Origin of the sequence: Streptomyces sp. (assembly GCF_019510245.1) — a bacterium.
In the GTDB taxonomy this organism is placed as follows: domain Bacteria; phylum Actinomycetota; class Actinomycetes; order Streptomycetales; family Streptomycetaceae; genus Streptomyces.
Genome location: NZ_JAEKKT010000120.1, coordinates 93,354 through 115,522 on the forward strand (window position 1 = coordinate 93,354; position 22,169 = coordinate 115,522).

General features: G+C 70.8%; 21 protein-coding genes and 2 tRNA genes. 12 read left to right on the forward strand and 11 right to left on the reverse strand.

Translation table 11 applies throughout. From position 1 onward, the window contains the following. Positions 1 to 5 precede the first annotated feature (5 nt). The 6 genes from JF597_RS11130 to JF597_RS11155 form a co-directional block, all read right to left on the reverse strand. The gene (locus JF597_RS11130) at positions 6 to 893 is read right to left on the reverse strand and encodes a TauD/TfdA family dioxygenase (protein WP_293992434.1); all 888 of its coding nucleotides are present in this window, start codon (positions 891 to 893) and stop codon (positions 6 to 8) included. A gap of 54 nt (positions 894 to 947) precedes the next feature. Continuing rightward, positions 948 to 2,288, reverse strand: coding sequence for an LLM class flavin-dependent oxidoreductase (locus tag JF597_RS11135; protein ID WP_293992437.1), 1,341 nt, complete (start codon positions 2,286 to 2,288; stop codon positions 948 to 950). Then, on the reverse strand, positions 2,285 to 2,998 hold the full coding sequence (locus tag JF597_RS11140) for an ABC transporter ATP-binding protein (RefSeq protein WP_293992440.1): 714 nt from the start codon (positions 2,996 to 2,998) through the stop codon (positions 2,285 to 2,287). Before JF597_RS11140 ends, JF597_RS11135 begins: the two co-directional genes overlap by 4 nt. Then, a complete protein-coding gene (locus tag JF597_RS11145) occupies positions 2,974 to 3,819 on the reverse strand; it encodes an ABC transporter permease (RefSeq protein WP_293992442.1) in 846 nt (281 codons plus the stop codon). Before JF597_RS11145 ends, JF597_RS11140 begins: the two co-directional genes overlap by 25 nt. Further along, positions 3,816 to 4,883, reverse strand: a complete 1,068-nt coding sequence (locus tag JF597_RS11150; protein WP_293992445.1) for an ABC transporter substrate-binding protein — start codon at positions 4,881 to 4,883, stop codon at positions 3,816 to 3,818. The genes JF597_RS11145 and JF597_RS11150 overlap by 4 nt, the downstream gene beginning before the upstream one ends. Before the next feature lie 195 nt (positions 4,884 to 5,078). Beyond that, positions 5,079 to 6,287: an ROK family protein gene (locus JF597_RS11155; protein ID WP_293992447.1), complete on the reverse strand. Its 1,209-nt coding sequence runs from the start codon at positions 6,285 to 6,287 to the stop codon at positions 5,079 to 5,081. Positions 6,288 to 6,722: 435 nt separating this feature from the next. On the opposite strand from JF597_RS11155, the gene JF597_RS11160 reads away from it, so the two are divergent. Further along, positions 6,723 to 7,307 (forward strand): biotin transporter BioY, encoded by a 585-nt coding sequence (locus JF597_RS11160; RefSeq protein WP_293992451.1) that lies wholly within the window; start codon positions 6,723 to 6,725, stop codon positions 7,305 to 7,307. A gap of 64 nt (positions 7,308 to 7,371) precedes the next feature. Here the strand turns inward: JF597_RS11160 and JF597_RS11165 are convergent, their stop codons facing one another. After that, positions 7,372 to 8,103, reverse strand: a complete 732-nt coding sequence (locus JF597_RS11165; RefSeq protein WP_293992453.1) for an LPXTG cell wall anchor domain-containing protein — start codon at positions 8,101 to 8,103, stop codon at positions 7,372 to 7,374. 270 nt (positions 8,104 to 8,373) lie between these two features. Here JF597_RS11165 and JF597_RS55515 point away from each other — a divergent pair, with 270 nt between their 5' ends. Beyond that, complete coding sequence (locus tag JF597_RS55515; RefSeq protein ID WP_366916391.1) at positions 8,374 to 9,423, forward strand: serine/threonine-protein kinase; 1,050 nt, start codon at positions 8,374 to 8,376, stop codon at positions 9,421 to 9,423. Continuing rightward, positions 9,420 to 9,980, forward strand: coding sequence for a hypothetical protein (locus JF597_RS55520; RefSeq protein ID WP_366916392.1), 561 nt, complete (start codon positions 9,420 to 9,422; stop codon positions 9,978 to 9,980). Before JF597_RS55515 ends, JF597_RS55520 begins: the two co-directional genes overlap by 4 nt. 3 nt (positions 9,981 to 9,983) lie before the next feature. Here the strand turns inward: JF597_RS55520 and JF597_RS11175 are convergent, their stop codons facing one another. After that, the gene (locus JF597_RS11175; protein ID WP_293992456.1) at positions 9,984 to 11,417 is read right to left on the reverse strand and encodes an amino acid permease; all 1,434 of its coding nucleotides are present in this window, start codon (positions 11,415 to 11,417) and stop codon (positions 9,984 to 9,986) included. Between the two features lie 204 nt (positions 11,418 to 11,621). On the opposite strand from JF597_RS11175, the gene JF597_RS11180 reads away from it, so the two are divergent. Then, positions 11,622 to 12,107: a ribose-5-phosphate isomerase gene (locus JF597_RS11180; RefSeq protein WP_293992458.1), complete on the forward strand. Its 486-nt coding sequence runs from the start codon at positions 11,622 to 11,624 to the stop codon at positions 12,105 to 12,107. 353 nt (positions 12,108 to 12,460) lie between these two features. Then, complete coding sequence (locus JF597_RS11185) at positions 12,461 to 13,264, forward strand: DNA-formamidopyrimidine glycosylase family protein (RefSeq protein WP_293992460.1); 804 nt, start codon at positions 12,461 to 12,463, stop codon at positions 13,262 to 13,264. 7 nt (positions 13,265 to 13,271) lie between these two features. Here the strand turns inward: JF597_RS11185 and JF597_RS11190 are convergent, their stop codons facing one another. Beyond that, positions 13,272 to 14,513, reverse strand: coding sequence for a GNAT family N-acetyltransferase (locus JF597_RS11190; RefSeq protein ID WP_293992462.1), 1,242 nt, complete (start codon positions 14,511 to 14,513; stop codon positions 13,272 to 13,274). A 174-nt stretch (positions 14,514 to 14,687) separates the two neighbouring features. On the opposite strand from JF597_RS11190, the gene JF597_RS11195 reads away from it, so the two are divergent. After that, positions 14,688 to 15,851, forward strand: a complete 1,164-nt coding sequence (locus tag JF597_RS11195; protein ID WP_293992465.1) for a PP2C family protein-serine/threonine phosphatase — start codon at positions 14,688 to 14,690, stop codon at positions 15,849 to 15,851. Positions 15,852 to 16,083: 232 nt separating this feature from the next. Beyond that, the gene (locus JF597_RS11200; RefSeq protein WP_293992467.1) at positions 16,084 to 16,530 is read left to right on the forward strand and encodes an HD domain-containing protein; all 447 of its coding nucleotides are present in this window, start codon (positions 16,084 to 16,086) and stop codon (positions 16,528 to 16,530) included. A gap of 6 nt (positions 16,531 to 16,536) precedes the next feature. Here the strand turns inward: JF597_RS11200 and JF597_RS11205 are convergent, their stop codons facing one another. Beyond that, complete coding sequence (locus JF597_RS11205) at positions 16,537 to 17,655, reverse strand: acyltransferase family protein (RefSeq protein ID WP_293992470.1); 1,119 nt, start codon at positions 17,653 to 17,655, stop codon at positions 16,537 to 16,539. Positions 17,656 to 18,115: 460 nt separating this feature from the next. On the opposite strand from JF597_RS11205, the gene JF597_RS11210 reads away from it, so the two are divergent. Continuing rightward, positions 18,116 to 18,310: a hypothetical protein gene (locus JF597_RS11210; protein WP_089107496.1), complete on the forward strand. Its 195-nt coding sequence runs from the start codon at positions 18,116 to 18,118 to the stop codon at positions 18,308 to 18,310. Positions 18,311 to 18,477: 167 nt separating this feature from the next. Here JF597_RS11210 and JF597_RS11215 read toward each other — a convergent pair. Further along, a tRNA-Gly gene (locus JF597_RS11215) sits at positions 18,478 to 18,548 on the reverse strand. A gap of 186 nt (positions 18,549 to 18,734) precedes the next feature. Between JF597_RS11215 and JF597_RS11220 the strand changes: the two genes are divergently transcribed. The 4 genes from JF597_RS11220 (at position 18,735) to JF597_RS11235 (ending at position 22,105) form a co-directional block, all read left to right on the forward strand. Continuing rightward, positions 18,735 to 18,811 (forward strand) — tRNA-Pro (locus JF597_RS11220). 187 nt (positions 18,812 to 18,998) lie between these two features. Beyond that, positions 18,999 to 20,387: a trigger factor gene (tig, locus tag JF597_RS11225; protein WP_293992476.1), complete on the forward strand. Its 1,389-nt coding sequence runs from the start codon at positions 18,999 to 19,001 to the stop codon at positions 20,385 to 20,387. 373 nt (positions 20,388 to 20,760) lie between these two features. Next, a complete protein-coding gene (locus JF597_RS11230; protein WP_293992565.1) occupies positions 20,761 to 21,366 on the forward strand; it encodes an ATP-dependent Clp protease proteolytic subunit in 606 nt (201 codons plus the stop codon). 73 nt (positions 21,367 to 21,439) lie between these two features. Then, positions 21,440 to 22,105 carry an ATP-dependent Clp protease proteolytic subunit gene (locus tag JF597_RS11235; RefSeq protein ID WP_293992478.1) on the forward strand — a complete coding sequence of 222 codons (666 nt, stop codon included), beginning with the start codon at positions 21,440 to 21,442 and terminating at the stop codon, positions 22,103 to 22,105. Positions 22,106 to 22,169 lie beyond the last annotated feature (64 nt).

A 22,169-nucleotide genomic window follows, 5' to 3' on the forward strand; every position in this document is an offset into this window, starting at 1 on the left:
CGCGGTCACGCGACGGACGTGTAGTGCGAGGCGTCCCCCTCGATCGAGTAGCTCTCCTTGCCCTCGATGCCGGCCGGGACGTCGCCGGCGACGGTGACGCGGTTGAGGCGGCGCGGCCTGCCGTCGTAGTTGTCGACGGCGTAGTGCTGGGTGATGCGGTTGTCGAACAGGACGAGCTGGTTCGGGGACCAGCGGTGGCGCAGGAGGTTCTCGGGGCGGGTGACGTACGCCTGGAGCAGGTCGAGGATCCGCCGGGACTCGTCCTTCGACAGGCCGACGATCCGCTGCGCGAACCCGCCGATGAACAGGCCGCGCTCACCGGTCAGCGGGTGCACCCGGACCACCGGGTGGACCGTGCGGAACCTGATCGACGTGAACTGGGCGCGCTGGGCGGCCCTCTCGTCGTCGATCTCCTCGTCCGGAACGGCGTAGTCGTAGTCGTTGGTGTGCTCCGCCCACAGCGTGTCGGCCAGCGCCCGCAGCGGCTCGGGGAGCTGGCGGTAGGCGGCGGCCGAACTGGCGATCAGGGTCTCGCCGCCGTACGGCGGGACCGTGAGGGAACGCAGCGTGCTGGCCTGGGGCGGGTTCAGGACGAACGTCACGTCGGTGTGCCAGTGGTTGGCCCGGCCGCGCTCGCTGTCGACGGGCAGCACGTTCGGGGCGCCGTCGACGGCGGGCACCGTCGGGTGGGCGGTGGTGAGGTCGCCGAAGTGCCGGGCGAAGGCCTCCTGGCCCTCGTCGTCGAGGCGGACGTCGTCGAAGACCAGGGCCTTGTGGACGTTCAGGGCCTCGCGGACCGCGGCGACCTGCTCCTCGTCGAGCGGCTTGGCGATGTCCACGCCCAGGACCTGGGCGCCTATGTTCGCGGTGACCTTGCGGATCTCGATGGACATGCGGGGGCGTCCTTTCGGAGTTCAGGGGTTTCGGAGTTACGGAGTTCCGGGCTTTCAGGCGGTGGCGAGTGCGCGGGTGACGTACTGGTTGGCGGGCCGGGGGAGGCCGTAGCGCTCCCGCAGGGTGCGGCGCGGGCCGTACTCCGTGCGCAGCAGGCCGCGGGCGCGCAGGATCGGTACCACGTGGTCGACGAAGGTCTCCAGGCCGGAGGGCAGCACGGGCGGCATGATGTTGAAGCCGTCGGCGGCGCCCTGCGTGAACCAGGTCTCGATGGCGTCGGCGACCTGCTCCGGTGTCCCCGTGAAGGTCAGATGCCCGCGGCCGCCGCCGAGCCGGCCGATCAGCTGCCGTACGGTGAGCCGCTCGCGGCGGGCGAGCCCGACGACCAGCGTGTAGCGGCTCTTGGCGCCCTCGATGGCGTCCTCGGGCGGCAGCCCGGCGGGGAGTTCCGCGTCCAGCTCCAGGGTGCCGGCGGGGAGATGGAGCAGCCGTTCCAGGTTGGCCACGCCGTGCCGGTGGACGATGTGGTCCTCCAGGAGCTGCTCGTGCGCCCGCGCCTCGGCCTCCGTCGAGCCGATGACGGGGACGATGCCGGGCAGCACCTTGATGTGGTCCGGATCGCGGCCCGCCGCGGCCGTACGTGCCTTGAGGTCGGTGTAGAACGCCCGCGCCTCCTCGACGGTCTGCTGCGCGGTGAACACGGCCTCGGCGTACCGGGCCGCGAACGTCTTGCCGTCCTCGCTGGAGCCCGCCTGCACGAGCAGCGGGTAACCCTGGGGGCTGCGGGGCACGTTGAGGGCGCCCTCGACACCGAAGTACGTGCCCCGGTGCCGGGGCGGGTGAATCTTCGCGTCGTCGCCCCAGACGCCGGCCGCCTTGTCGGCGACGATCGCGTCGTCCTCCCAGCTGTCCCAGAGCTTCAGCGCCACGTCGAGGAACTCGGCGGCCCGCGCGTACCGCTCGGCGTGCGCGGGCTCCTCGTCGATCCCGAAGTTGCGGGCCGCCTCCGCCCCCGCCGTGGTGACGATGTTCCAGCCCGCCCGGCCGCCGCTGACGATGTCCAGCGAGGCGAACCTGCGGGCCAGGTTGTAGGGGGAGTTGTAGGACGTGGAGGCGGTGGCGATCAGCCCGATGTGCTCGGTCGCCGTCGCCAGCGCGGTGAGCAGGGTGAGCGGTTCCAGGGCCCCGGCGGGCCGCTGCGCGACGCTGCCCCACAGGTGCGGCCCGTCGGCCAGGAAGAGCGAGTCGAAGGTGCCGCGTTCGGCGGTCCGGGCGAGCCCGACGTAGTGCCCGAGGTCGACGTGCGCGTAGGGGTCACTCTCCGGGAGGCGCCAGGAGGCCTCGTGGTGACCGGTGTTCATGAGGAAGGCGTTGAGGTGGAGCCGGCGGGTCATACGGGGTCCTCCGTGACACCGAGGGCAGCGAGCAGCCGGGTGCGGTACTCGTCCCGTGGGCGGTTGTGATCGATGGTCAGGTCGACGCCGATCCGGCCCTTCTCCAGGACCAGGACCCGGTCGGCGAGGACGATCGCCTCGTCGACGTCGTGGGTGACGAGCAGCACGGACGGGCGGTGCCGTTTCCACAGCTCGCGCAGCAGGTGGTGCATCTTGATCCGGGTGAGCGCGTCCAGGGCGCCGAACGGCTCGTCGGCGAGGAGCAGTTCGGGTTCGCGGACCAGGGACCGGGCGAGCGCGGCCCGCTGTGCCTCGCCGCCGGACAGCTCGCCCGGCCAGGCCCGTTCGCGGCCCGCGAGCCCCACCTCGGCCAGCGCCGGCCGGCCCCTGTCCTGGGCGTCCCTGCCGTCCAGGCCCAGCACCACGTTGTCCAGCACCCGCCGCCAGGGCAGCAGCCGGGAGTCCTGGAAGACCACCGACACCCTTTCCGGGGCGCTGAGTTCACCGGTGCCGCGCACCCCGTGGTCGAGTCCGGCGACCGCCCGCAGCAGGGTGGACTTGCCGGAGCCGCTGTGCCCGAGCAGCGCGGTGAACTGCCCGGCCGGCAGGTCGAGATCGATGGAGTCGAGGACCGTGCGGTCCCCGAACGACCTGGTCAGGCCCCGGATCCGGACGGCGGGGCGGGTCAGCTGCTCAGTGTGCGGCGCCACGACAGCACCCTCCGTTCGACGAGACGGACCACGGTGTCGGAGACCAGGCCGAAGACGCCGTAGATCAGCAGACCGACGAGGATGATGTCGCTGCGCCCGTAGTTCTGGGCCTGGAACATCATGTAGCCGAGGCCGCTGGTGGCGTTGATCTGCTCCAGGACCACCAGGCCGAGCCAGGAGCCGGTGACGCCGAGCCGGAGCCCCACGAAGAATCCGGGCAGCGCGCCGGGGATCACGATCTCCCGGATGAACCGGAGCCTGGAGAGGTCGAGCACCTCGGCGAGTTCCACGTACCGGCTGTCGATGGCGGACAGCGCGGCGTGCGTGTTCAGGTAGACCGGGATGTAGACGACGATCGCGATGATGGCGATCTTGAAGGTCTCGCCGATGCCCAGCCAGAGGATGAACAGCGGGATCAGGCCGAGGGTGGGGATCGCCCGGTTGATCTGCACGGTCCCGTCGATCAGCGCCTCACCGGTGCGGGTGAGCCCGGAGGCCAGGGCCAGCAGCACCCCGGCGGTCAGGCCGATCGCGAAGCCGTACCCGGCCCGCTCCACGGAGGTCAGGATGTCGGTGCGCAGCGTCCCGGCCGTCCACAGGTGGACGGCGGTGTCCAGGACGGTCCAGGGCGCCGGGATCGCGCCGGGGTCGAGCCGCCCGGCGGCGGAGGCGATCGCCCAGGCGGCGAGGACGACGAGCGGACCGGCGAGCCGGGCGGCGGGCAGCCGGCGGCCGGGGGAGAGCCGGCGGCGCGGCCGGACCCGGTGCGCCTCGTCCTCCGCGACGGGAACCGGCACGGTGCCGGTGGTCACGGCGGTCATTTCCGGTACTCCGCCGGTACGGCCTTCGCGGCGAGGCCCTCGAAGCGGTGGTCGAAGAGCGAGGAGACGTCGGTCTTCTTCACGAAGCCGCCCTCCGCCAGCAGGTCCGCGGTCTCCTGCTCCCACGTGACCGCCTCGTCCCAGCTCGGCGGGAACAGCGGCTTGTTGGCCAGCTTGGTGATGCCCCGGGCCTGGGCGAGGGTCAGGTTCTGGGTCTTCACGTAGAACTCCTCGTTCCAGGTGTCCGGGTTCTCCCACTGCCAGACCAGGCCCCTGGCCCACTGCGGGATGTACGCGGCGATCGCGGCCGCCTTGGCCCTGTCGTTCAGCACCGACTGCGGCGCCCACAGCAGGTTGAGCAGGTCGACGACGTCGGTGGCGATGGTGTGCGCGCCCTTGGAGCCGTACTGCTGGAGGTAGGCCGGCGCCTGGGTGTTGGCCAGCGGGGCCACGTCCACCTGGCCGGACTGCAGGGCGGTGAGGAACTGGTTGCTGGTCAGCGGGACCAGCTTCACGTCGCCGTAGGCGAGCCCGGCCTCCTTCAGCGCCCGCAGCAGGACGACACCCTGCGCCTGCCCCTGCGAGAAGGCAAGCTTCTTTCCCTTGAATTCGGCGACCGTGCGGATGTCGCTGCCGGGCTTGGTGGCGAACAGGTAGTTCGGCTTTCGGGTCAGCTCGATCGCCACGATTTTTGCGGCGAAACCCTGGTACTGCGCCTGGATCGGCGGAATTCCCGCGTTGTTGGCGAGGTCGAGGGACTTGGCGCGGAACGCGTTGATGACATCGGGACCGGCGCCGATGTTCACCCAGCTCGACACCGTGAACGGCAGTTCCGGCAGCTTCGCCAGCTTGAACTCCAGCTGCTGGACGCCCAGATAGGAGGCGATCTTCAGGCTGGTGCCGGCCGGGACCTTGTCGGCCAGCGGAGCGGTCGAGGCGCCCGCGGTGTCGGCGGCCGCACTGCCGCCCGCGCAGCCGCTCAGCCCGGCCACGGCCGCCGAGGCGCCGAGCAGTGAGGTGAGGAAGAGCCGGCGGTCGATGCCGGGGGAGGACGCAGAAGGCATGGGAGTGCTCCGGGGAGAAAAGCAGCAGAAAGGCAGGGCGAATTCCCGGCGACGGAAGGCCGGAAAGAGAGATCTCACGCAGAGGGAAATGCGCGCCCGGGGCGCGTCAAGACGTCAGCAACAGAGGGTGCGACAGGTCATGAGATGGATGTTCCTTGCCGTGTGCGACGGCTGTCAATATTCCGAGTTTCTGAATTAAATAAGCTCTGGTGACAGGACCGGAGCCGCGGCGTGCGAGGCGCTCAGCGGGTCCCGGTACAGCACGTCGAGGACCACCGAACCGCCTGCCACCGCCAGCACCGACTCGCGGAAACTGGTCGGCGCGACCACGGCCGCCCGCTCCGCACCGACCGCCTCCCGCAGCGCGGCGAGACAGTCCTCGCGGTACAGCACCCCGACCTCGGTGACGACCACGCTCTCCGGGTTGAGGACGTCGAGCAGCAGCGCCGCCGCCCGCCCGGTCAGCCGCGCCCGCTCCACCAGCAGCCGTACGGCCGCCGGATCGCCGGCCCCGGCCGCCGCGAGGACGTCCATCGGGTTGGCGCCGTCCGTCACCCCGGCCGCCCGGGCCCGCCGCACCAGCGTGCGTTCGCTGAGCTCCACCTGGAGACAGCCGGTGCGTCCGCAGCCGCAGGGCTCGGTGCCGCCCGGCACCGGGAGGTGGCCGATCATCCCGGCCTGGGAGCGCGGCCCGTGGTGCACCTCGTCGCCGGTGGCGAACGCCGCGTCGACCACGTTCCCGACGAACAGGTGCAGCACGCTCCGGCTGCCCCGGGCCCGTCCGAAGAGCCGCTCCCCGTTGACCAACGCGCGCGCGTGGCCGTCCACATGGACGGGCAGCCCGGTGTGCGCGCCGAGCAGCTCGCGCACCGGCACCTCGCGCCAGCCCAGCAGGGGGTGCTCGACGACGGTCCCGGAGTCCCGGTCCACCCAGCCGCCGATGGCGACGCCGATGCCCAGCGGCCGGCTGCCGGGCGTCTCGTCGAGCAGCGCGGCCAGCCCGGCGGCGGCCCGCGCCAGCACCCCGCGCGGGTCGGTGTCCCGGTGCTTCAGCTCCCGCCGTACGACGACCCGGCCGCGCAGGTCGAGCAGCGCGACCGTGGTGTACCGGACGGCCACGTGCACCCCGCCGACCACGAACCGCGAGTCGTCCAGGTCGACCGGCACGTGCGGCCGGCCCACGCCCTTGACGCGCTGCGGCGCCGTCGTCTCCCGGAGCAGGCCGAGTTCGGTGAACCGGGCGCAGTAGTCGGTGACGGAGGCCGGGGAGAGCCCGGTCAGCCGGGCGATGGTGGAGCGGGCGACCGGCCCGTGCTCGAGAACCGAGCGGAGGACCACACTGGCGCTGGTCCGCCGCCGGTCACGGGGCGCGGAGGTGAGCGGGGGTGCTGCGGTACGGGGCATGGGAAACCGTCCTCGGGAACGGGGCCGACACGTCTCGGACGTCGAGGCGCGCCGGACCGGTCTCCCGCCGCGCGGCCTCAGAGCGGGCGGCGACAGACGGCAGCCCCTTGCCGTCGCAGGTCGACATAGCGACGCGACGTGAGGTTCAGGGACTGGGCGACCATGTCCGGAAGCGTAAGCCAGAAACCCTTAATCCCACCAGACCACTAGGGTTCGATTGGCGGAACTCCACAGGCCTGTTCAACGCCGTTGACGTGACTGAAACATCTCTGCCTGAGTGATCGGCGTCACCCCGTACCGCGTGTAACCCGCACCCTTTGTGGAGAGCCCACCAAGTGCCGCTTCCGGCCTTTGTCGACCGCTGACGTGTCCGGCTCAGACGGCCCGGGATAGCGTCACGGTGTCCCTTGCCTGCCCCCACCCCGCGGAGTCCCCATGAGCACCGCCACCGCCGCCGCGTCGACCCGCACCGGCACCGTCCTCGCCGACCTCCTGCCCGCGTCCCGGGTGCGCGATGTCGCCCTCGTGGCGGGCGGCGCCGTGCTCACCGGCCTCGCCGCCCAGATCGCCGTCCCGGTGCCCGGCTCCCCGGTCCCGGTGACCGGCCAGACCTTCGCCGCCCTGCTCGTCGGCACCGCCCTCGGCGCCCGCCGCGGCCTGCTCTCCCTCGCCCTGTACGCGCTGGCCGGCCTCGCGGGCGTGCCCTGGTTCGCGAGTGGCACCTCCGGTGTGTCCGTCTCCTTCGGCTACATCCTCGGCATGATGCTGGCCTCCGCCGTCGTCGGCGCCCTGGCCCGGCGCGGCGCCGACCGCGGCGTGCTGCGCATGGCCGGCACGATGCTGCTCGGCGAGGCGATCATCTACGCGGTCGGCGTGCCCTACCTCGCCTACGCCGCCGGCATGTCGGCGTCCGCGGCGATCGCGGCCGGCCTCACCCCGTTCCTGATCGGCGACGCGGTGAAGGCCGCCCTGGCGATGGGCGCGGTGCCCGCGGCCTGGAAGCTCGTCGGCGAGCGCTGAACCGGCCCGACCGCAGCGGGGCCCGGGGTGCGTCGGCACCCCGGGCCCCGCTGTCGTACGGGTGCTACGACTGCTGCCGCGGCCGCCGCTGCGACCACCACACCCCCGCGGCCCCGGCCGCGATCAGCGCCGCGCCGGCCGCGCCGAGCGGCAGCACGTCACTGCCGGCGCCGGTCTTCGGCAACTGGTCACCGCCCGGCCCCACCGGCTTGTTGTCGGTGCCGAGCAGCAACGGGGTGGCCGGGGCGTTCGGCGACGGGTTCGTCGTACCGAACGGCACCGGGCCCTGCTGCCAGAAGGTCTTCTTCCCGTCCGCGCTCTGCACGGGCAGGCAGATCTTCCCGGTCCTGCCGAGGTCGAACGTGGCGTCCACGGCGTAGGACTTCGACGTGCCCGCGCCGAGCGCCCCCACGGGGCAGCTGAAGGCGCTGTTCGAGCCGGCCGGCAGATCCTTCGCGGCGACGGCGTCGCACCCCTGCACCCCGTTGACCTTCAGCCCGTCGAAACCGACCACCAACAGCCGGATACTGTCGCTCTCCTTGGTCCCTTCGTTCTTCACGGTGGCGGTAATCGCCGTTTTCTGTGAACTGTTGTCGACCGAGATCCGCTCGGGCAGTGTGGTCGTCAGCCGCACACCGTCCGGCGCCTGGTCGACCGCCTTTCCCCCCTTGCCGCTTCCCGGTCCCTGGTCATCGGCGGCGGCCGTGAACGGCAGGATCAGCACGGCCGAGAAAGATGCCGTGACCAGCGATCCCCCGACCACCGTCAGTCGCCGGCGCATACGACGAGAACTCATGTTCGTCCCCCTTGCAACCCCCTGGACCGCGCCTGAATTCGCGGCCACTTGAAGAGGTACCACAAGATTTCTCCGCACTATGCTGGTACGGCCGTAAGTGTGACCATTGTGTACCGGCAGGGGCGGTCGTTGAGGGGGTGCAGCGAATTGCCGGGGAATTCAGAGGATTCAGGGAATTCAGGGAATTCAGTTGGCGCGGGGAGTCCGGGGAGTCCGGGGAGCCAGGGGGGTCCGGAGAGCGCGGGGCCGGGCGGGGTCCCCGGGCTGCTGGTGACCGGCCGCTACCGGCTGGCCGAGAGCATCGGGCAGGGCGGCATGGGGCGGGTGTGGCGGGCCGCCGACGAGATCCTCGACCGGCAGGTCGCCGTCAAGGAGATGCGCATCGACGGCCTCGACGCCGAGGACACCCGCACCCGCCGCGAACGCACCCTGCGCGAGGCCAGGGCCACCGCCCGGATCGACCACCCCAACGTCGTGCGGGTCTATGACGTGGTCGACGAGGGCGAACGCCTCTGGATCGTCATGGAACTGGTCCACGGCCGCTCGCTGGAGTGGATCATGGCCGAGGAGGGGGCACTGAGCCCGCGCGCGACGGCCCGAATCGGCCTCGGCCTGGTCGCGGCGCTGCGCCAGGTGCACGCCGGGGGAGTGCTGCACCGCGACATCAAACCCGGGAACGTGCTCGTCGAGAACACCGCGGGCAGGGTCGTCCTCACCGACTTCGGCATCGCCGCGATCCAGGACGCCAAGGCGCTCACCATGGCCGGCATGCTCGTCGGCTCCCCCGACTACATGGCGCCCGAACGACCCTGCACGCCGTCCTCTACGAGGACCCCGAACTCCCGGCCACGGCAGGCCCGTTGCACGACCTCCTGGCAGCCCTCCTGGAGAAGGAACCGGCCGCACGCCCCGGCCTGGAGGAGGTGGAGCGGCAACTGCGCCCGGTGGCCCACCCGGCCCCCGTCGAACGCCGCACCCCCACCTACATGCTGCGCCCACCGACACCGCAGGACGAACCCCCACAGCCATCGCCGACGGAGGTGCGGACAGTCCCGTCGTTCAGCGCGTCGACGCAGGCGGCGTCGGAACCCCGCTCGGAGGTCCGCTCGGAAACCCCGTCGAACAATTCGACGGGCCCGACACTGGAGCGCCCCACCAGTGAACGCCCCGAACCACAGCGCCCCGAAAGGGGCGCGGGGCTGCATCGATCAGCGGCTCCGCCGCGGCGCGCGACCAGCCACGACGGGCCCGCACGTCCCCACCCGGCCAAAGCCCCCCGACGGACAACTCTCCTCGCCGTCCTGGGAATCGCCGCCGTGACCACGGCCCTCGCCGTCCTCCTCACCACCACAACGGACGGCGGCGACAAGGACACGGCGACCGGCACCTCCCCGACCCCCTCGGCCGCAACCGACCCCTCGGCCACCGTTGCGGGCACCGCCCGCCCCCGCTCCCTCCCGCCCGGCACCCACGAGGAGGCCGGCGGCTTCGCCTGGGCGCCCCCCGCCGGCTGGCGCAGGGACGTGAAGACGGGCGCCGAGGTCCACTACACCTCCCCCGACGGCGGCCAGGAACTCGTCGCCAAGTCCTCGCTCGCCCGCGGCAACCTCATGGACAGCTGGAGCGCCTCCGAACAGAGCGCCCACCAGGGACAGGGCTACGCCAAGATCCGGCTGGCCGAGACGACCTTCCGCGGCTACCCGGCGGTGGTCTGGGAGTACACCTTCACCCTCAGGGGCACCCCCTGGCACGCACGGCTGCTGGGCTTCGACGCGGACGGCAAGTCGTACCAGATCAACACCTGGTACCAGCCGGCGGTCGAAGCCCAGGCCGTACGGACGTACGAGAAGGTGAAGGACAGCTTCACCCTGCTGTGAGGATCAGCCGACGGACACCCGGTCGGCGGGCTCGGCGGCCGCCTGGTCCGCACGGCCGCCGGCCATCTTCTGCTTCACCAGCGCGACGACGATCACCGCCGCCGCGACCATCAGTGAGAGCAGCACCGTCGTACGACCGCTGCTCTCGCCCTCCGTGTCGGTCAGCATGTAGCCCAGCACGAAGACGATCAGGCCGGCCGTCGCCCAGGTCAGGTACGGGTACAGCCACATCTTCACGACGAGCTTCTCCGGCGCCTCTGCCTGGATGATCTTCCGCATGCGCAGCTGCGAGAAGCAGATGACGAGCCAGACGAACAGGGCCACCGCGCCGCTGGAGTTGACGAGGAAGAGGAAGACCGAGTCCGGGAACTTGTAGTTGAAGAAGACGGCGACGAACCCGAACAGCACGGACGCGATGATCGCGGCCATCGGCACACCGCGGGCCGTGGTCCGCGCGAACGCCTTCGGGGCGTCGCCCCGCTGCCCGAGCGAGAAGGCCATCCGGGAGGCCGTGTACAGGCCGGAGTTGAGACAGGACAGCACGGACGTCAGCACGATGAAGTTCATGATCTGACCGGCGTGCGCGATGCCGAGGGAGTCGAGGGCGGCGACGTACGAGCCCTTCTCCTTGATGGCCGGGTCGTTCCAGGGCAGCAGCGAGACGACGATGAGGATCGAGCCGAGGTAGAAGACGCCGATCCGCCAGATGATGCTGTTGGTGGACTTGGTGACCGCGCGCTGCGGGTCCTCCGACTCGCCGGCGGCCAGGGTGGCGATCTCGCTGCCCATGAAGGAGAAGACGACGAGCAGGACACCGGTGAGGATGGCGCCGGGCCCGTGCGGCAGGAAGCCGCCGTGACCGGTGAGGTTGGAGAAGCTCGCCCGGTCGGTGTCCGCGCCCGGCAGCACGCCCAGCACGGCGAGCAGACCGACGACGATGAACGCGCCGATCGCGACGACCTTGATGCCGGCGAACCAGAACTCGAACTCGCCGTAGGAGCCGACGGAGACCAGGTTGGTGGCGGTGAGGACCGTCATCACGATGAGCGCCCAGGCCCACTGCGGTACGGCCGGGATCCAGCCTTCCAGGATCGTGGCGCCGGCGGTGGCCTCGACCGCCAGCACCACCACCCAGAAGAACCAGTACAGCCAGCCGATGGAGAACCCGGCCCAGCGGCCGAGCGCGCGGTCCGCGTGCGCGGAGAACGATCCGGAGGTGGGGTTGGCGGCGGACATCTCGCCGAGCATGCGCATCACCAGTACGACGAGCGTGCCGACGAGCGCGTACGACAGCAGGATGCCGGGACCTGCGGTGGCGATGCCGGTACTGGAACCGACGAAGAGGCCGGCGCCGATGACGCCGCCGATGGCGATCATCGACAGATGGCGGTTCTTGAGTCCTGCGTGGAGACCGTCCTGGGGACCGGTGCCAGTCATGGGGGGAATCCTTTGCGCCGGGTGAGCGGGCTCTCGCACGAGCGGCGTACGAGTCGGTCCAGTGAAACGGAGGTGGACTGATTCCTGAACCTTTGAATCCAGATCGTTACTTGAGGTTTTCCTGAGGTTCTGTAGTGTTGCTCACAGTTTCCGGGATGCGGCCCCGCCCCTGCCGTGCGTTCACGCCCATGTCACACTCGTCCCATGCGCGTGTATCTCGGCTCCGACCATGCGGGCTTCGAACTCAAGAACCACCTCGTCGAGTGGCTGAAGGCGGCGGGCCACGACCCCGTGGACTGCGGCCCCCACATCTACGACGCCGACGACGACTACCCGCCCTTCTGCCTCCGCGCGGCCGAGCGGACGGCGGCGGACCCCGACGCCCTCGGCATCGTGATCGGCGGCTCCGGCAACGGTGAGCAGATCGCCGCGAACAAGGTGAAGGGCGTGCGGGCGGCGCTCGCCTGGAGCGAGGAGACGGCGTCGCTCGGCCGGCAGCACAACAACGCGAACGTCGTGGCGGTGGGCGCGCGCATGCACACGCAGGACGAGGCGACGAAGTTCGTCGAGACCTTCCTGAACACGCCGTTCTCCGAGGGCGAGCGGCACATCCGCCGCATCGACATGCTCACGGCGTACGAGACCACGGGCGACCTCCCGCCGATCCCGGCGCACCACCCCCAGCCGTAGGCCCTCCGCCCACCCACCCGCCCGACTCGGTCACCTGAGAAGCGAGGCGGGGGCGTGGCCGGCAGACATTCGGCCGCGGGCGCGCGAGGGCCGGTCGCGCAGTTCCTCCCCCAGCCTCCGTCCGGGGGCGCCCCCAGCGCCGCTACGGGAGGCGCCTGCGGGGCCGCTCTGCCTGGGCCCTGCGGGGGGGCGCCTGCGGGGCCGCTCTGCCTGGGCCTTGTGGGGGGGCGCCTGCGGGGCCGCTCTGCCTGGGCCCTGCGGGGGGCGCTGGCTGACGGGGCTCTTCGGGTCCCTTCGACGTTCACCTCTCCACTGACCGAGTCGGGTGGGTGGGTGGGAAAGGAATCACCTCAGTGCCAGAGGGGCACACGATCCACCGGCTCGCGCTGGACTACCGGCGGCTCGCCGGCCCCGTCCGGGTCAGCAGCCCGCAGGGCAAGTTCTCCGACGCGGCGAGCCTCCTGGACGGCGCCGAGCTCACCCGCACGGAAGCCCACGGCAAGCACCTCTTCCTCGGCTTCCGCGACAGCGACTGGGTCCACATCCACCTCGGCCTCTTCGGCAAGGTCACCTTCGGCGACGCCCCCGCGCCCCCGGCCACCGACACCGTCCGCCTCCGCCTGGCGAACCCCACGGCCTACGTCGACCTGCGCGGCCCCACCACCTGCGCCCTGATCGCCGACGCCGAGAAGGACGCCGTACACGCCCGCCTCGGCCCGGACCCGCTCCGCGACGACGCCGACCCGGACGCGGCGTACCACAGGATCTCCCGCAGCCGTACGACGATCGCCGCCCTGCTGATGGACCAGAAGGTCATCGCCGGGGTCGGGAACGTCTACCGGGCCGAGGTCCTGTTCCGGCACGGGATCGACCCGTACCGCCCGGGCAGGGACATCACCCCCGCGGAGTGGGACGGGATCTGGGCCGACCTCGTCGGGCTCATGCACGAGGGCGTCCGCAACAACCGCATCGACACCGTCCGGCCCGAGCACACCCCGGAGGCGATGGGCCGCCCGCCGCGCGTGGACGACCACGGCGGCGAGGTGTACGTCTACCGCCGGGCCACCCTGCCCTGCCACCTCTGCGGCACCAAGATCCGCACCGCCGGCCTGGCCGCCCGCAACCTCTTCTGGTGCCCCGCCTGCCAGCAGCGCTGACCGCGCGCTAGAAGCCGTGCGGCAGCCACGGCGGCACCGGTGAGCCGAACGCGACCGACGCGTCCGCCAGCGCCCCCGGCCGCAGTTCGCCCACCCGACCGGCCCGCGCCAGCGACAGCAGGGACACGCCGCCGAGGTACGCCGCCCCCAGCTCCCGTACCGACAGCGTCAGCTCGGCCGCGTCCGTCGTACGCTCGCAGGAGGCCCCCTTGGTGTCCCCGGTCAGCCGCCAACGCCCCGCGTTCCAGGGGCAGAAGGCGTCGGCCACCTCCAGCACCACGTCCACCGGCGTCTGGTAGGTCCGCGCCGCGAGCGCCGCACCGACGTCGACGAGGCGCACGTACCCCATGTCCCGCACCCGCGTCAGACAGCGCCGGATGTCGGAGACCTGGTACTGCCAGGCGTCGTCGACCGGCCGCCCCCGTACCGTCAGCGTCGACATCAGGTCGATGCCGAACAGGAACCGCCACAACGCCGCGTCGCTCGCCGGGTCGAGCGCGCCCAGGTACTCCAGTGACACCGTGCCGTCGTGCCCGCTCGGCGACCAGCCCAGCTTCGTACGGAACCGGGCGTATCCGGTGACCTCACCGTCCCGCTCGGCGACCACGCACTGCAGCGCCGACGCCCCGTTCCGCTCGCTCTCCGGGTCCAGCAGCCCCACCCGCTCCCAGCCGGGCTGCCGGGCCAGCATCCCGGGCCGCAGCGGCACCAGCTCCGCGTAGACCGCCTCGCACACGTCGAGCACCTCGGCCGGGTCGGCGTACCGCAGCCGTACGTCACCGGTGCCGGCCGGCACGTCCAGCGTCACCCGGCTCGTGTCGATCTCGGCCTGCAGCTGGAAGGTCGCGGCGCCGTACCCGAAGCGGCCGTAGATCGCCGGCTCGGAGGCGGTCAGCGCGGCCAGCGGCTCGCCCCACTCCCGGATGTCGTCCAGCTGGCGGCGCATCATCGACGTCAGCACCCCGCGCCGCCGGTGCGTCGCGGCGACGCTCACCATGGTGATCCCCGCGGTGGGCAGCACGGCGCCGCCCGGCACGGTCATCCGGAACCGGAACGCCCCCGCCGTCCCGACCAGTTCGGCCCCGTCCCAGACGGCCAGCGAGCGCTCGTACTCGGTGAGGGACCGGTCCAGGTCGCGCTCCTCGGCCGGAGCCGGACCGGCGCCGAAGGCCCGCACCAGGTGGTCCCACCACCCGTCGAACTCCTCGGGACGCAGCACCTTCAACTCGGTCGCACGGTCGGTCGCCATACGCCATGCCTACCAGCGCACCGCAGGACGGGCCAGCGAATTTCTCCCGGACGGCGACGCGGGGGCTTCCGGTGAAGTTCACTGTGAAGTCGCACCCGAAGGTGAGCCTCGGACGGGGGACAAGTGGGACCTCCCGTGCCAAGCAGCTGGTCCGATGGATAGGGTCCCGAACTAATGGCAGTAGACCGAGAGCGGCGCGCGAAGGCCGAGACGCTTACGGCCCGGTGGAAAGTGCAGTGGCACCGGGTCCGCGTCGGCGTGCGCAGAAGCGCCGTGGACTACTTCCGGGGCGACGGCTCCGACTGGATCGCCCTGATCGGGCTGCTCCTGACGGTCCCGGTGCTCGCGACCATGACCCTCGCCAACTCGGTCTGGTTCTCCCCGGCCGCACTGGTCCTGCCGATCATCGCGGGGGGCCTGCTGCTGCGCCCGGCGAGCCTGCTCGGCCTGTACGCGGCGGCGGCCACCGCCCTGATCGTGGAGTCGGTACGGCTCGGCCCCTACACCGAGGGCCCCTCCCGGGTCACCCCGGGCGTTGTCCTCACCGTCGCCGCCTGCGGTTTCTTCGGTCTCCTCACGGCCCAGTTCCGCAGCCGCGTCGGCGTGCCCTGGCGGCGCGGCGGCACCATGCTCTTCGACCTGCGCGAACGCATCCGGGTGCAGAGCAAGCTGCCGAAGCTGCCGCCGGGCTGGCACCGTGAGATGGCCCTGCGGCCGGCCGGCGGGCAGTCCTTCTCCGGCGACTTCGTGGTCGCGGCCCGCACGAACAACGGCCGCACGATGGAGGTCGTCCTCACGGACGTCTCCGGCAAGGGCATGGACGCGGCCTCCAGAGCCCTCCTGCTCTCCGGCGCCTTCGGCGGCCTGCTCGGCTCCCTCCCGCCGCACGCCTTCCTCCCCGCCGCCAACGGCTACCTGCTCCGCCAGGACTGGGACGAGGGCTTCGCGACCTCCATACACCTGGTCCTGGACCTCGACTCCGGCGACTACGAGCTGTACTCCGCGGGCCACCCGCCCGGTCTCCAGCTCAGCGCCGGCAGCGGACGCTGGGAGGAGAAGGCCGCCGAGGGGCCGCTCCTCGGGGTCTACGACGGCGCCCAGTTCGACCCGGTCAAGGGCTCCCTGCGCCCCGGCGACGTCCTGATGATCTTCACGGACGGCCTGGTGGAGACGTCCGACCGCGACATCGTGGAAGGCATAGACCGCCTCACGGGCGAGGCCGACCGCTACGTCGCCGGCGGCTTCCACGGCGCCGCCTGGCACCTCATCGAGGCGGTGGCGAAGGACGTCAACGACGACAGGGCGCTGCTGCTGATCTGCCGCGAGGCGGTGCGATGAACGCGGACCGGGGTGCGACCGCGGACCGTCGGCGGGCGCGGGTGCGCGGGGGTTGCGCGCGCAGTTCCTCCCCCACCCTTCGGCCGGGGGTACCTCAAGCGCCCCTGACGGGACGCTTGACAGCTACAAGCTGCGGGCAGGCGTGCCGCAGGGCGGCACCGGTGGGCGCGGCGGCACTTTGCAAGCGCCGGTAAGCGTCCCCGACCACCCCGGCCACGAGATACTCGGGTCCGTGAACTCGCTCACCCTCCCCGAAGTGGAGAGACTCGCCCGAGACGCCCACGCGGAGCAGACCGACAAGGCCGGCCGTCCCTACGCCGAGCACCTCGCCGCCGTCGCCGCCGGTGTCCGCGCCCGTGGCGGCGACCCGGAGCAGATCGCCGCCGCCTGGCTGCACGACGCCGTCGAGGACCACGCCCTCACCGAGGAGTGGCTGGAGACGGCCGCCCTGAGCCCCCGTACGAAGGCCGTCGTGCTCGCCCTCACCAAACACCCCGGCGAGTCCCCGGAGTCGTACGCCCGCCGCATCCTCACCACCCCCGGCGCCCTCCTCGTCAAGGAAGCCGACCTCGCGCACAACGCCGACCCCGGCCGTCTCGCCGTACTGGACGAGGACACCCGGAAACGGCTGACCGAGAAGTACGCCCGGATGCGCGCCCTCCTCGGTCTCTCCGGGTAGGCACTCTCACGCGTTGGCCATCTCCCGGCTCCGCGGCTCCCGCTCCCGGGCCGTTTCCGCCGGGTCCCGCCGGAACGCCCAGTCCATCCGCGGCTCCATGGAGAACCGGAACACCCGCCGCACGGGCCCGGTGCACAGCAGCGTCACGCACGCGCCCGCGAGCGCCGTGACGAGGATCTCGCCGAGCGGCCCGTGCAGCGACTTCGGGTCGAACCAGCCCGCGTGGACGCCGTACTTCACCACGAAGCCGTGCAGCAGGTAGCCGTAGAGCGTGCCCGCGCCCAGCGCGGTGAACCACGTCCGGCGGCCCGGTACCCAGGAGAAGAACCCGGCCGTCAGCAGCATCGAGCAGCCGAACATGGCGAGCACCATCACCGGCCCGCACCACCACGGCGCGCCCAGCTCCTGCGCGGAGTCACGGTGGTAGAACCAGGCGGTGTTCATGCGCGGCACCGACCACCACGCGAACGCCAGCGCGAGGGCGAACACCGGCACGGCGGCGATCCGCACCGGCCACCGGCGCACCAGCCGGAAGTGCTCGGGCCGCAGGCACAGGCCGAGCACGAAGTAGGGCAGGAACTGCAGCACCCGCTGGAGGTCGAGGTCGTCGCCGATGCTCGGGGACACGGACGCCAGCATCGCGATGCCGAAGGCGACCGGAAGGGGATGGCGGACCGCCTTCCACAGGGGGGTGGTCAGGCGCCAGACGAACAGCGCGCACAGGAACCAGGTCAGGTACCAGGGATCGAGCAGGCTGATGTCCTGGTCGGAGGCGCCGACGACGAAACGCTGGAAGAGCGAGTAGGCCGTCTCGAACAGGACGTAGGGGATGACGACCCCGGTGACCAGCCGCTTCAGCCGGTCGGGGCGCATGTCGAAGTTCCGCGAGAAGTAGCCGGAGACGATGATGAACGCCGGCATGTGGAAGGCGTACACGACGCAGTACATCGCTTCCAGGACGCGGCTGTCGCCCTTCAGCGGCTCCCATGAGTGACCCATCGCGACGAGCACGATCGCCAGGTACTTGGCGTTGTCGAAGAACGCGTCGCGCGGTCTGCCCGCCGGCGGCGGGGCCGGGGGAGGTGGTGTTCGGTTCTGGCCGGGGGACGTGGCGGCGTCAAACATCTGAGGCACCCTAGCGTCGCCTGTGGGATTTCGTAAAACCGCCGATGCGGTTCCTGGTAATCGTCGACAACCGTATGCGGATCGCGCGGCGATTTACCGGGGCGGATGCCTGCGCGTATGCAGTTCCATGCGCCACTTACACCCGTGATGTCCTCATTCATCCCGACTAATTGGCGCATATCGACCGCAGATCGTCGCCCTTTGTCGTGCCTGTGTCGAGAATTCGAATTGGCTGCGCGTGAGTTGTGTGGACACGGAAACCAAGTCCGTCAATTGCCGTCTGCCCGTGGGCGGGTGGGATCTCGAATTGCAGTGCGGGCAGTTGTCGGTGTGCGGTGAGTTGTCGACGTTGTGTCACGAACCGCATAGTACGGCCGGGTTGGTGGCACGATGGATCTGGCGGGGGTGCGGGGCCGTACCCCCGGGCCGGAGAGCGGACCGACCGAGGGTGTGATCAGTTGTGGCCATTTCACTGTCTGTGGTGTTGCTGTTGGCGATCATCCTTGTGGTGATGATGAGAGGGGGGAACATCAAGGCAGGCCCCGCCATCGTCGCGGTCCTCTTCGGCTTCTTCCTCGCGTCGACCGGGATGGCCCCCTCCATCCAGCGCTTCCTCGACTCGCTGGCGCAGACCATAAACTCGATCAACTTCTGACCGCGGAGGCCGTCCGGCGGCATGCGCGGAAGATCACGCGGCAGGTGGTGGGGGCCGCCGTCGCCATGGCCACGATGCCTTCGCCCCCCTGCGGATCCGGCTCCGGCAACGACTCAGGCCCGGGTCGCCGAGTGGATCTACCCGGTGACCTGGGCCTGAGTGTTCGGAGCGGGCGACGGGAATCGAACCCGCGTAGTCAGTTTGGAAGACTGAAGCTCTACCATTGAGCTACGCCCGCACACCATGCGCCGCAGGTCGGGGACCGCGGCACAGGAGGCATCGTAGCGGGTCGTCCGGCGCGGAGGCCAACGCGATTGGTCTGCGGGGACGCGGCACGCACGCGACCGTGGCGCGAGGCGGACGCGGGTGAACAAAGCGACCGACGCGGGCGGCCCGGGCATGTACCCTACGTGTCGCACCGAAACGGGGTGTGGCGCAGCTTGGTAGCGCGTCCGCTTTGGGAGCGGAAGGCCGTGGGTTCAAATCCCGCCACCCCGACCACTACCTGACGGCGTCCGTCTTGATCGCCTTTTGGGGCGCTGAGCGGCTGCGGTTACTATGCAAGCTGCGCGCCCGTGTGTCCCGGACCGCCAGACGGCGGCCCACGAACTCCTCCGGGCGGCGCAACTCCGCCGGGCCCCTCTGGCACCGGCAGAACCCGAGAAGTCAGCCACAAGGAGACCGAACCGTGAAGAGCGCCGTGGAGACCCTGAACCCGACCCGGGTTCGGCTCACTGTCGAGGTGCCCTTCGAGGAGCTCAAGGACAGCCTCGACGCGGCGTACAAGAAGATCAACCAGCAGGTCACGGTGAAGGGCTTCCGCAAGGGCAAGATCCCGGCCCGCGTCATCGACCAGCGGTTCGGCCGCGGAGCGGTGCTGGAGGAGGCCGTCAACGACGCGCTTCCGAAGTTCTACACCGAAGCGGTCAACGAGGCCGAGCTGAACCCCCTGGGCCAGCCCGACGTCGACATCACCGAGCTGAAGGACGGCGAGACGCTGAACTTCACCGCCGAGGTCGACGTCCGCCCGGCCCTGGAGATTCCGGACTACTCCGGCATCGAGGTCGAGGTCGACGCCGTCGAGGTCAGCGACGAGGACGTCGAGAAGTCGGTCGAGCAGCTCCGCGAGCGCTTCGCCTCCACCTCCCCGGTGGAGCGCGCCGCCGAGGACGGCGACGTCGTCACCGTCGACCTGGAGGCCAAGGTCGACGGCGAGGTCCTGGAGGACGGCATCGCCAGCGGTGTCTCCTACACCATCGGCTCCGGCGAGCTGCTGGACGGCATCGACGACGCCGTGAAGGGCCTGGAGGCCGGTGGCGAGGCCACCTTCACCTCCGAGCTCAAGGGCGGCTCCGCGGCCGGCCGTGAGGCCGAGGTCACCGTCAAGGTCACCCAGGTCGCCGCCCGCGAACTGCCCGCGCTGGACGACGAGTTCGCCCAGCTCGCCTCCGAGTTCGACACCCTGGACGAGCTCAAGGACGACAGCCGCAAGCGCCTCGCCAACATGAAGACGTACGACCAGGCCACGCAGGCCCAGGAGCGCGTCCTGGAGAAGCTGCTCGAGCTCGTCGAGGTGCCGGTCCCCGAGAAGCTGCTCGAGGACGAGATCAACACCCGCAAGCACAACCTCGAGCACCACCAGCTCGCCCAGATGGGTCTCGACCTCGACAAGTACCTGGAGATCCAGGGCAAGACCGCCGAGGAGTTCGAGACCGAGACCCGCGAGGCCGCGGTCAAGGGCATCAAGACCCAGTTCGTCCTCGACGAGCTGGTCAAGGTCGAGAAGCTGAACGTCAACCAGGAGGAGCTCACCGAGCACCTCATGCGGCGCGCGGCCTCGTCCGGTATGTCCCCCGACCAGTTCGCCCAGGCCGTCGTCGAGGGCGGCCAGGTCCCGCTCCTGGTCGGCGAGGTCGCCCGCGGCAAGGCCCTGGCCGTCGTGGTCGAGGCCGCCACGGTGAAGGACACCAACGGCGAGATCGTCGACCTGGACGACGAGGACGAGGACGAGACGGAGGCCCCTGAGGCCGCCGCCGAGGCCACGGACGCCGCGGACGAGGAGAAGTCCGAGGGCTGACCCCCACGGCGCCCACAACGGCGTACAGGGGCTCCTGGGCACTGTCCCGGGGGCCCCTTCGCCGTATGCGCCACGCGGACCCGCCCAGGGGCGCCGGGGGTGACCCCGGCCGAAGGCTGGGGGAGGAACTGCGCGAGCGGCCACGACGCACCCGCACGCACCCACGCACGCACCCCCGCAACCACGGCGAGTAGCCACCGGCCCACCGCCGTAGCCACTACGCCCCCGGCGAACAGCGCTCTTACCGGGATTCCCCGAAGGGACCATCGCGTTAGGGTCCATGAGTACGAGGGCAGCCAAGCCCCCGGCTACGGAAACGTGAGACGGCCCGGCGCCGTCGTACAGACGAGCAGGTGGATACGTGACGAATCTGATGCCCTCCGCCGCCGGCGAGCCTTCCATCGGTGGTGGCCTCGGTGACCAGGTGTACAACCGGCTGCTCGGTGAGCGGATCATCTTCCTCGGCCAGCAGGTGGACGACGACATCGCGAACAAGATCACCGCGCAGCTGCTGCTGCTCGCGGCCGATCCCGCCAAGGACATCTACCTCTACATCAACAGCCCCGGCGGCTCGGTGACCGCCGGCATGGCGATCTACGACACCATGCAGTACATCCCGAACGACGTGGTGACCATCGCGATGGGCATGGCGGCCTCGATGGGCCAGTTCCTGCTCACCGGCGGCGCCGCCGGCAAGCGCTTCGCGCTGCCGCACGCCGACATCATGATGCACCAGGGCTCCGCAGGCCTCGGCGGTACCGTCTCGGACATCAAGATCCAGGCCGAGTACCTGCTGCGCACCAAGAGGCGGATGTCCGAGCTGACCGCGCAGCACTCCGGCCAGACCGTCGAGGCGATCGTCCGCGACGGCGACCGCGACCGCTGGTTCACCCCGGAAGAGGCCAAGGAGTACGGTCTCATCGACGAGATCATCACGCATGCCTCCGGTGTTCCGGGAGGCGGCGGCACCGGCGCCTGACACCGGGCCCGGCCACGCCACGCTCCGCCGAGACTCCAGCCCCCCGAACGCCACCAGGACGGTGAACACCCTCATGAGCAACATCCCCGGCGCCGCTGACGCACGCTACGACGGGCCCCGGCCCGACGCCCGCTACGTCATCCCGCGCTTCGTCGAGCGCACCTCCCAGGGCATCCGCGAGTACGACCCGTACGCGAAGCTCTTCGAGGAGCGCGTGATCTTCCTCGGCGTCCAGATCGACGACGCCTCCGCCAACGACGTCATGGCGCAGCTGCTGTGCCTGGAGTCGATGGACCCGGACCGGGACATCTCGATCTACATCAACAGCCCGGGCGGCGACATGACCGCCCTCACGGCGATCTACGACACGATGCAGTTCGTGAAGCCCGACATCCAGACGGTCTGCATGGGCCAGGCGGCCTCCGCCGCGGCCATCCTGCTCGCCGCCGGCACGCCCGGCAAGCGCATGGCGCTGCCGAACTCCCGCGTGCTGATCCACCAGCCGGCCGGTTCCACCGGCCGCGGCCAGCTCTCCGACCTGGAGATCATCGCCAAGGAGTTCACGCGGATGCGTGACCAGCTGGAGACGATGCTGGCCAAGCACTCCAACCGGGCGATCGAGCAGGTCCGCGAGGACATCGAGCGCGACAAGATCCTCACGGCCGAGGAAGCGCTCGAGTACGGCATCGTGGACCAGATCATCTCCACCCGGAAGATGAACAACGCCGACGTCCGCTGACAGAGGCCGCCGGCGGAGAATGTATTCTCTGCCGCCCTTGGCACGGTTTGACCGTGCGCACGGC

Bases quoted from the DNA above. Each gene is read 5' to 3' on its own strand.
- JF597_RS11150 (WP_293992445.1), bottom strand. From the start codon at position 4,883: ATGCCTTCTGCGTCCTCCCCCGGCATCGACCGCCGGCTCTTCCTCACC.
- JF597_RS11230 (WP_293992565.1), top strand. From the start codon at position 20,761: ATGCCCTCCGCCGCCGGCGAGCCTTCCATCGGTGGTGGCCTCGGTGAC.
- JF597_RS11190 (WP_293992462.1), bottom strand. From the start codon at position 14,513: ATGGCGACCGACCGTGCGACCGAGTTGAAGGTGCTGCGTCCCGAGGAG.
- JF597_RS11195 (WP_293992465.1), top strand. From the start codon at position 14,688: ATGGCAGTAGACCGAGAGCGGCGCGCGAAGGCCGAGACGCTTACGGCC.
- JF597_RS11205 (WP_293992470.1), bottom strand. From the start codon at position 17,655: ATGTTTGACGCCGCCACGTCCCCCGGCCAGAACCGAACACCACCTCCC.
- JF597_RS11160 (WP_293992451.1), top strand. From the start codon at position 6,723: ATGAGCACCGCCACCGCCGCCGCGTCGACCCGCACCGGCACCGTCCTC.
- JF597_RS11175 (WP_293992456.1), bottom strand. From the start codon at position 11,417: ATGACTGGCACCGGTCCCCAGGACGGTCTCCACGCAGGACTCAAGAAC.
- JF597_RS11235 (WP_293992478.1), top strand. From the start codon at position 21,440: ATGAGCAACATCCCCGGCGCCGCTGACGCACGCTACGACGGGCCCCGG.
- JF597_RS11180 (WP_293992458.1), top strand. From the start codon at position 11,622: ATGCGCGTGTATCTCGGCTCCGACCATGCGGGCTTCGAACTCAAGAAC.
- JF597_RS11135 (WP_293992437.1), bottom strand. From the start codon at position 2,288: ATGACCCGCCGGCTCCACCTCAACGCCTTCCTCATGAACACCGGTCAC.
- JF597_RS11145 (WP_293992442.1), bottom strand. From the start codon at position 3,819: ATGACCGCCGTGACCACCGGCACCGTGCCGGTTCCCGTCGCGGAGGAC.
- JF597_RS11155 (WP_293992447.1), bottom strand. From the start codon at position 6,287: ATGCCCCGTACCGCAGCACCCCCGCTCACCTCCGCGCCCCGTGACCGG.
- JF597_RS11165 (WP_293992453.1), bottom strand. From the start codon at position 8,103: ATGAGTTCTCGTCGTATGCGCCGGCGACTGACGGTGGTCGGGGGATCG.
- JF597_RS11130 (WP_293992434.1), bottom strand. From the start codon at position 893: ATGTCCATCGAGATCCGCAAGGTCACCGCGAACATAGGCGCCCAGGTC.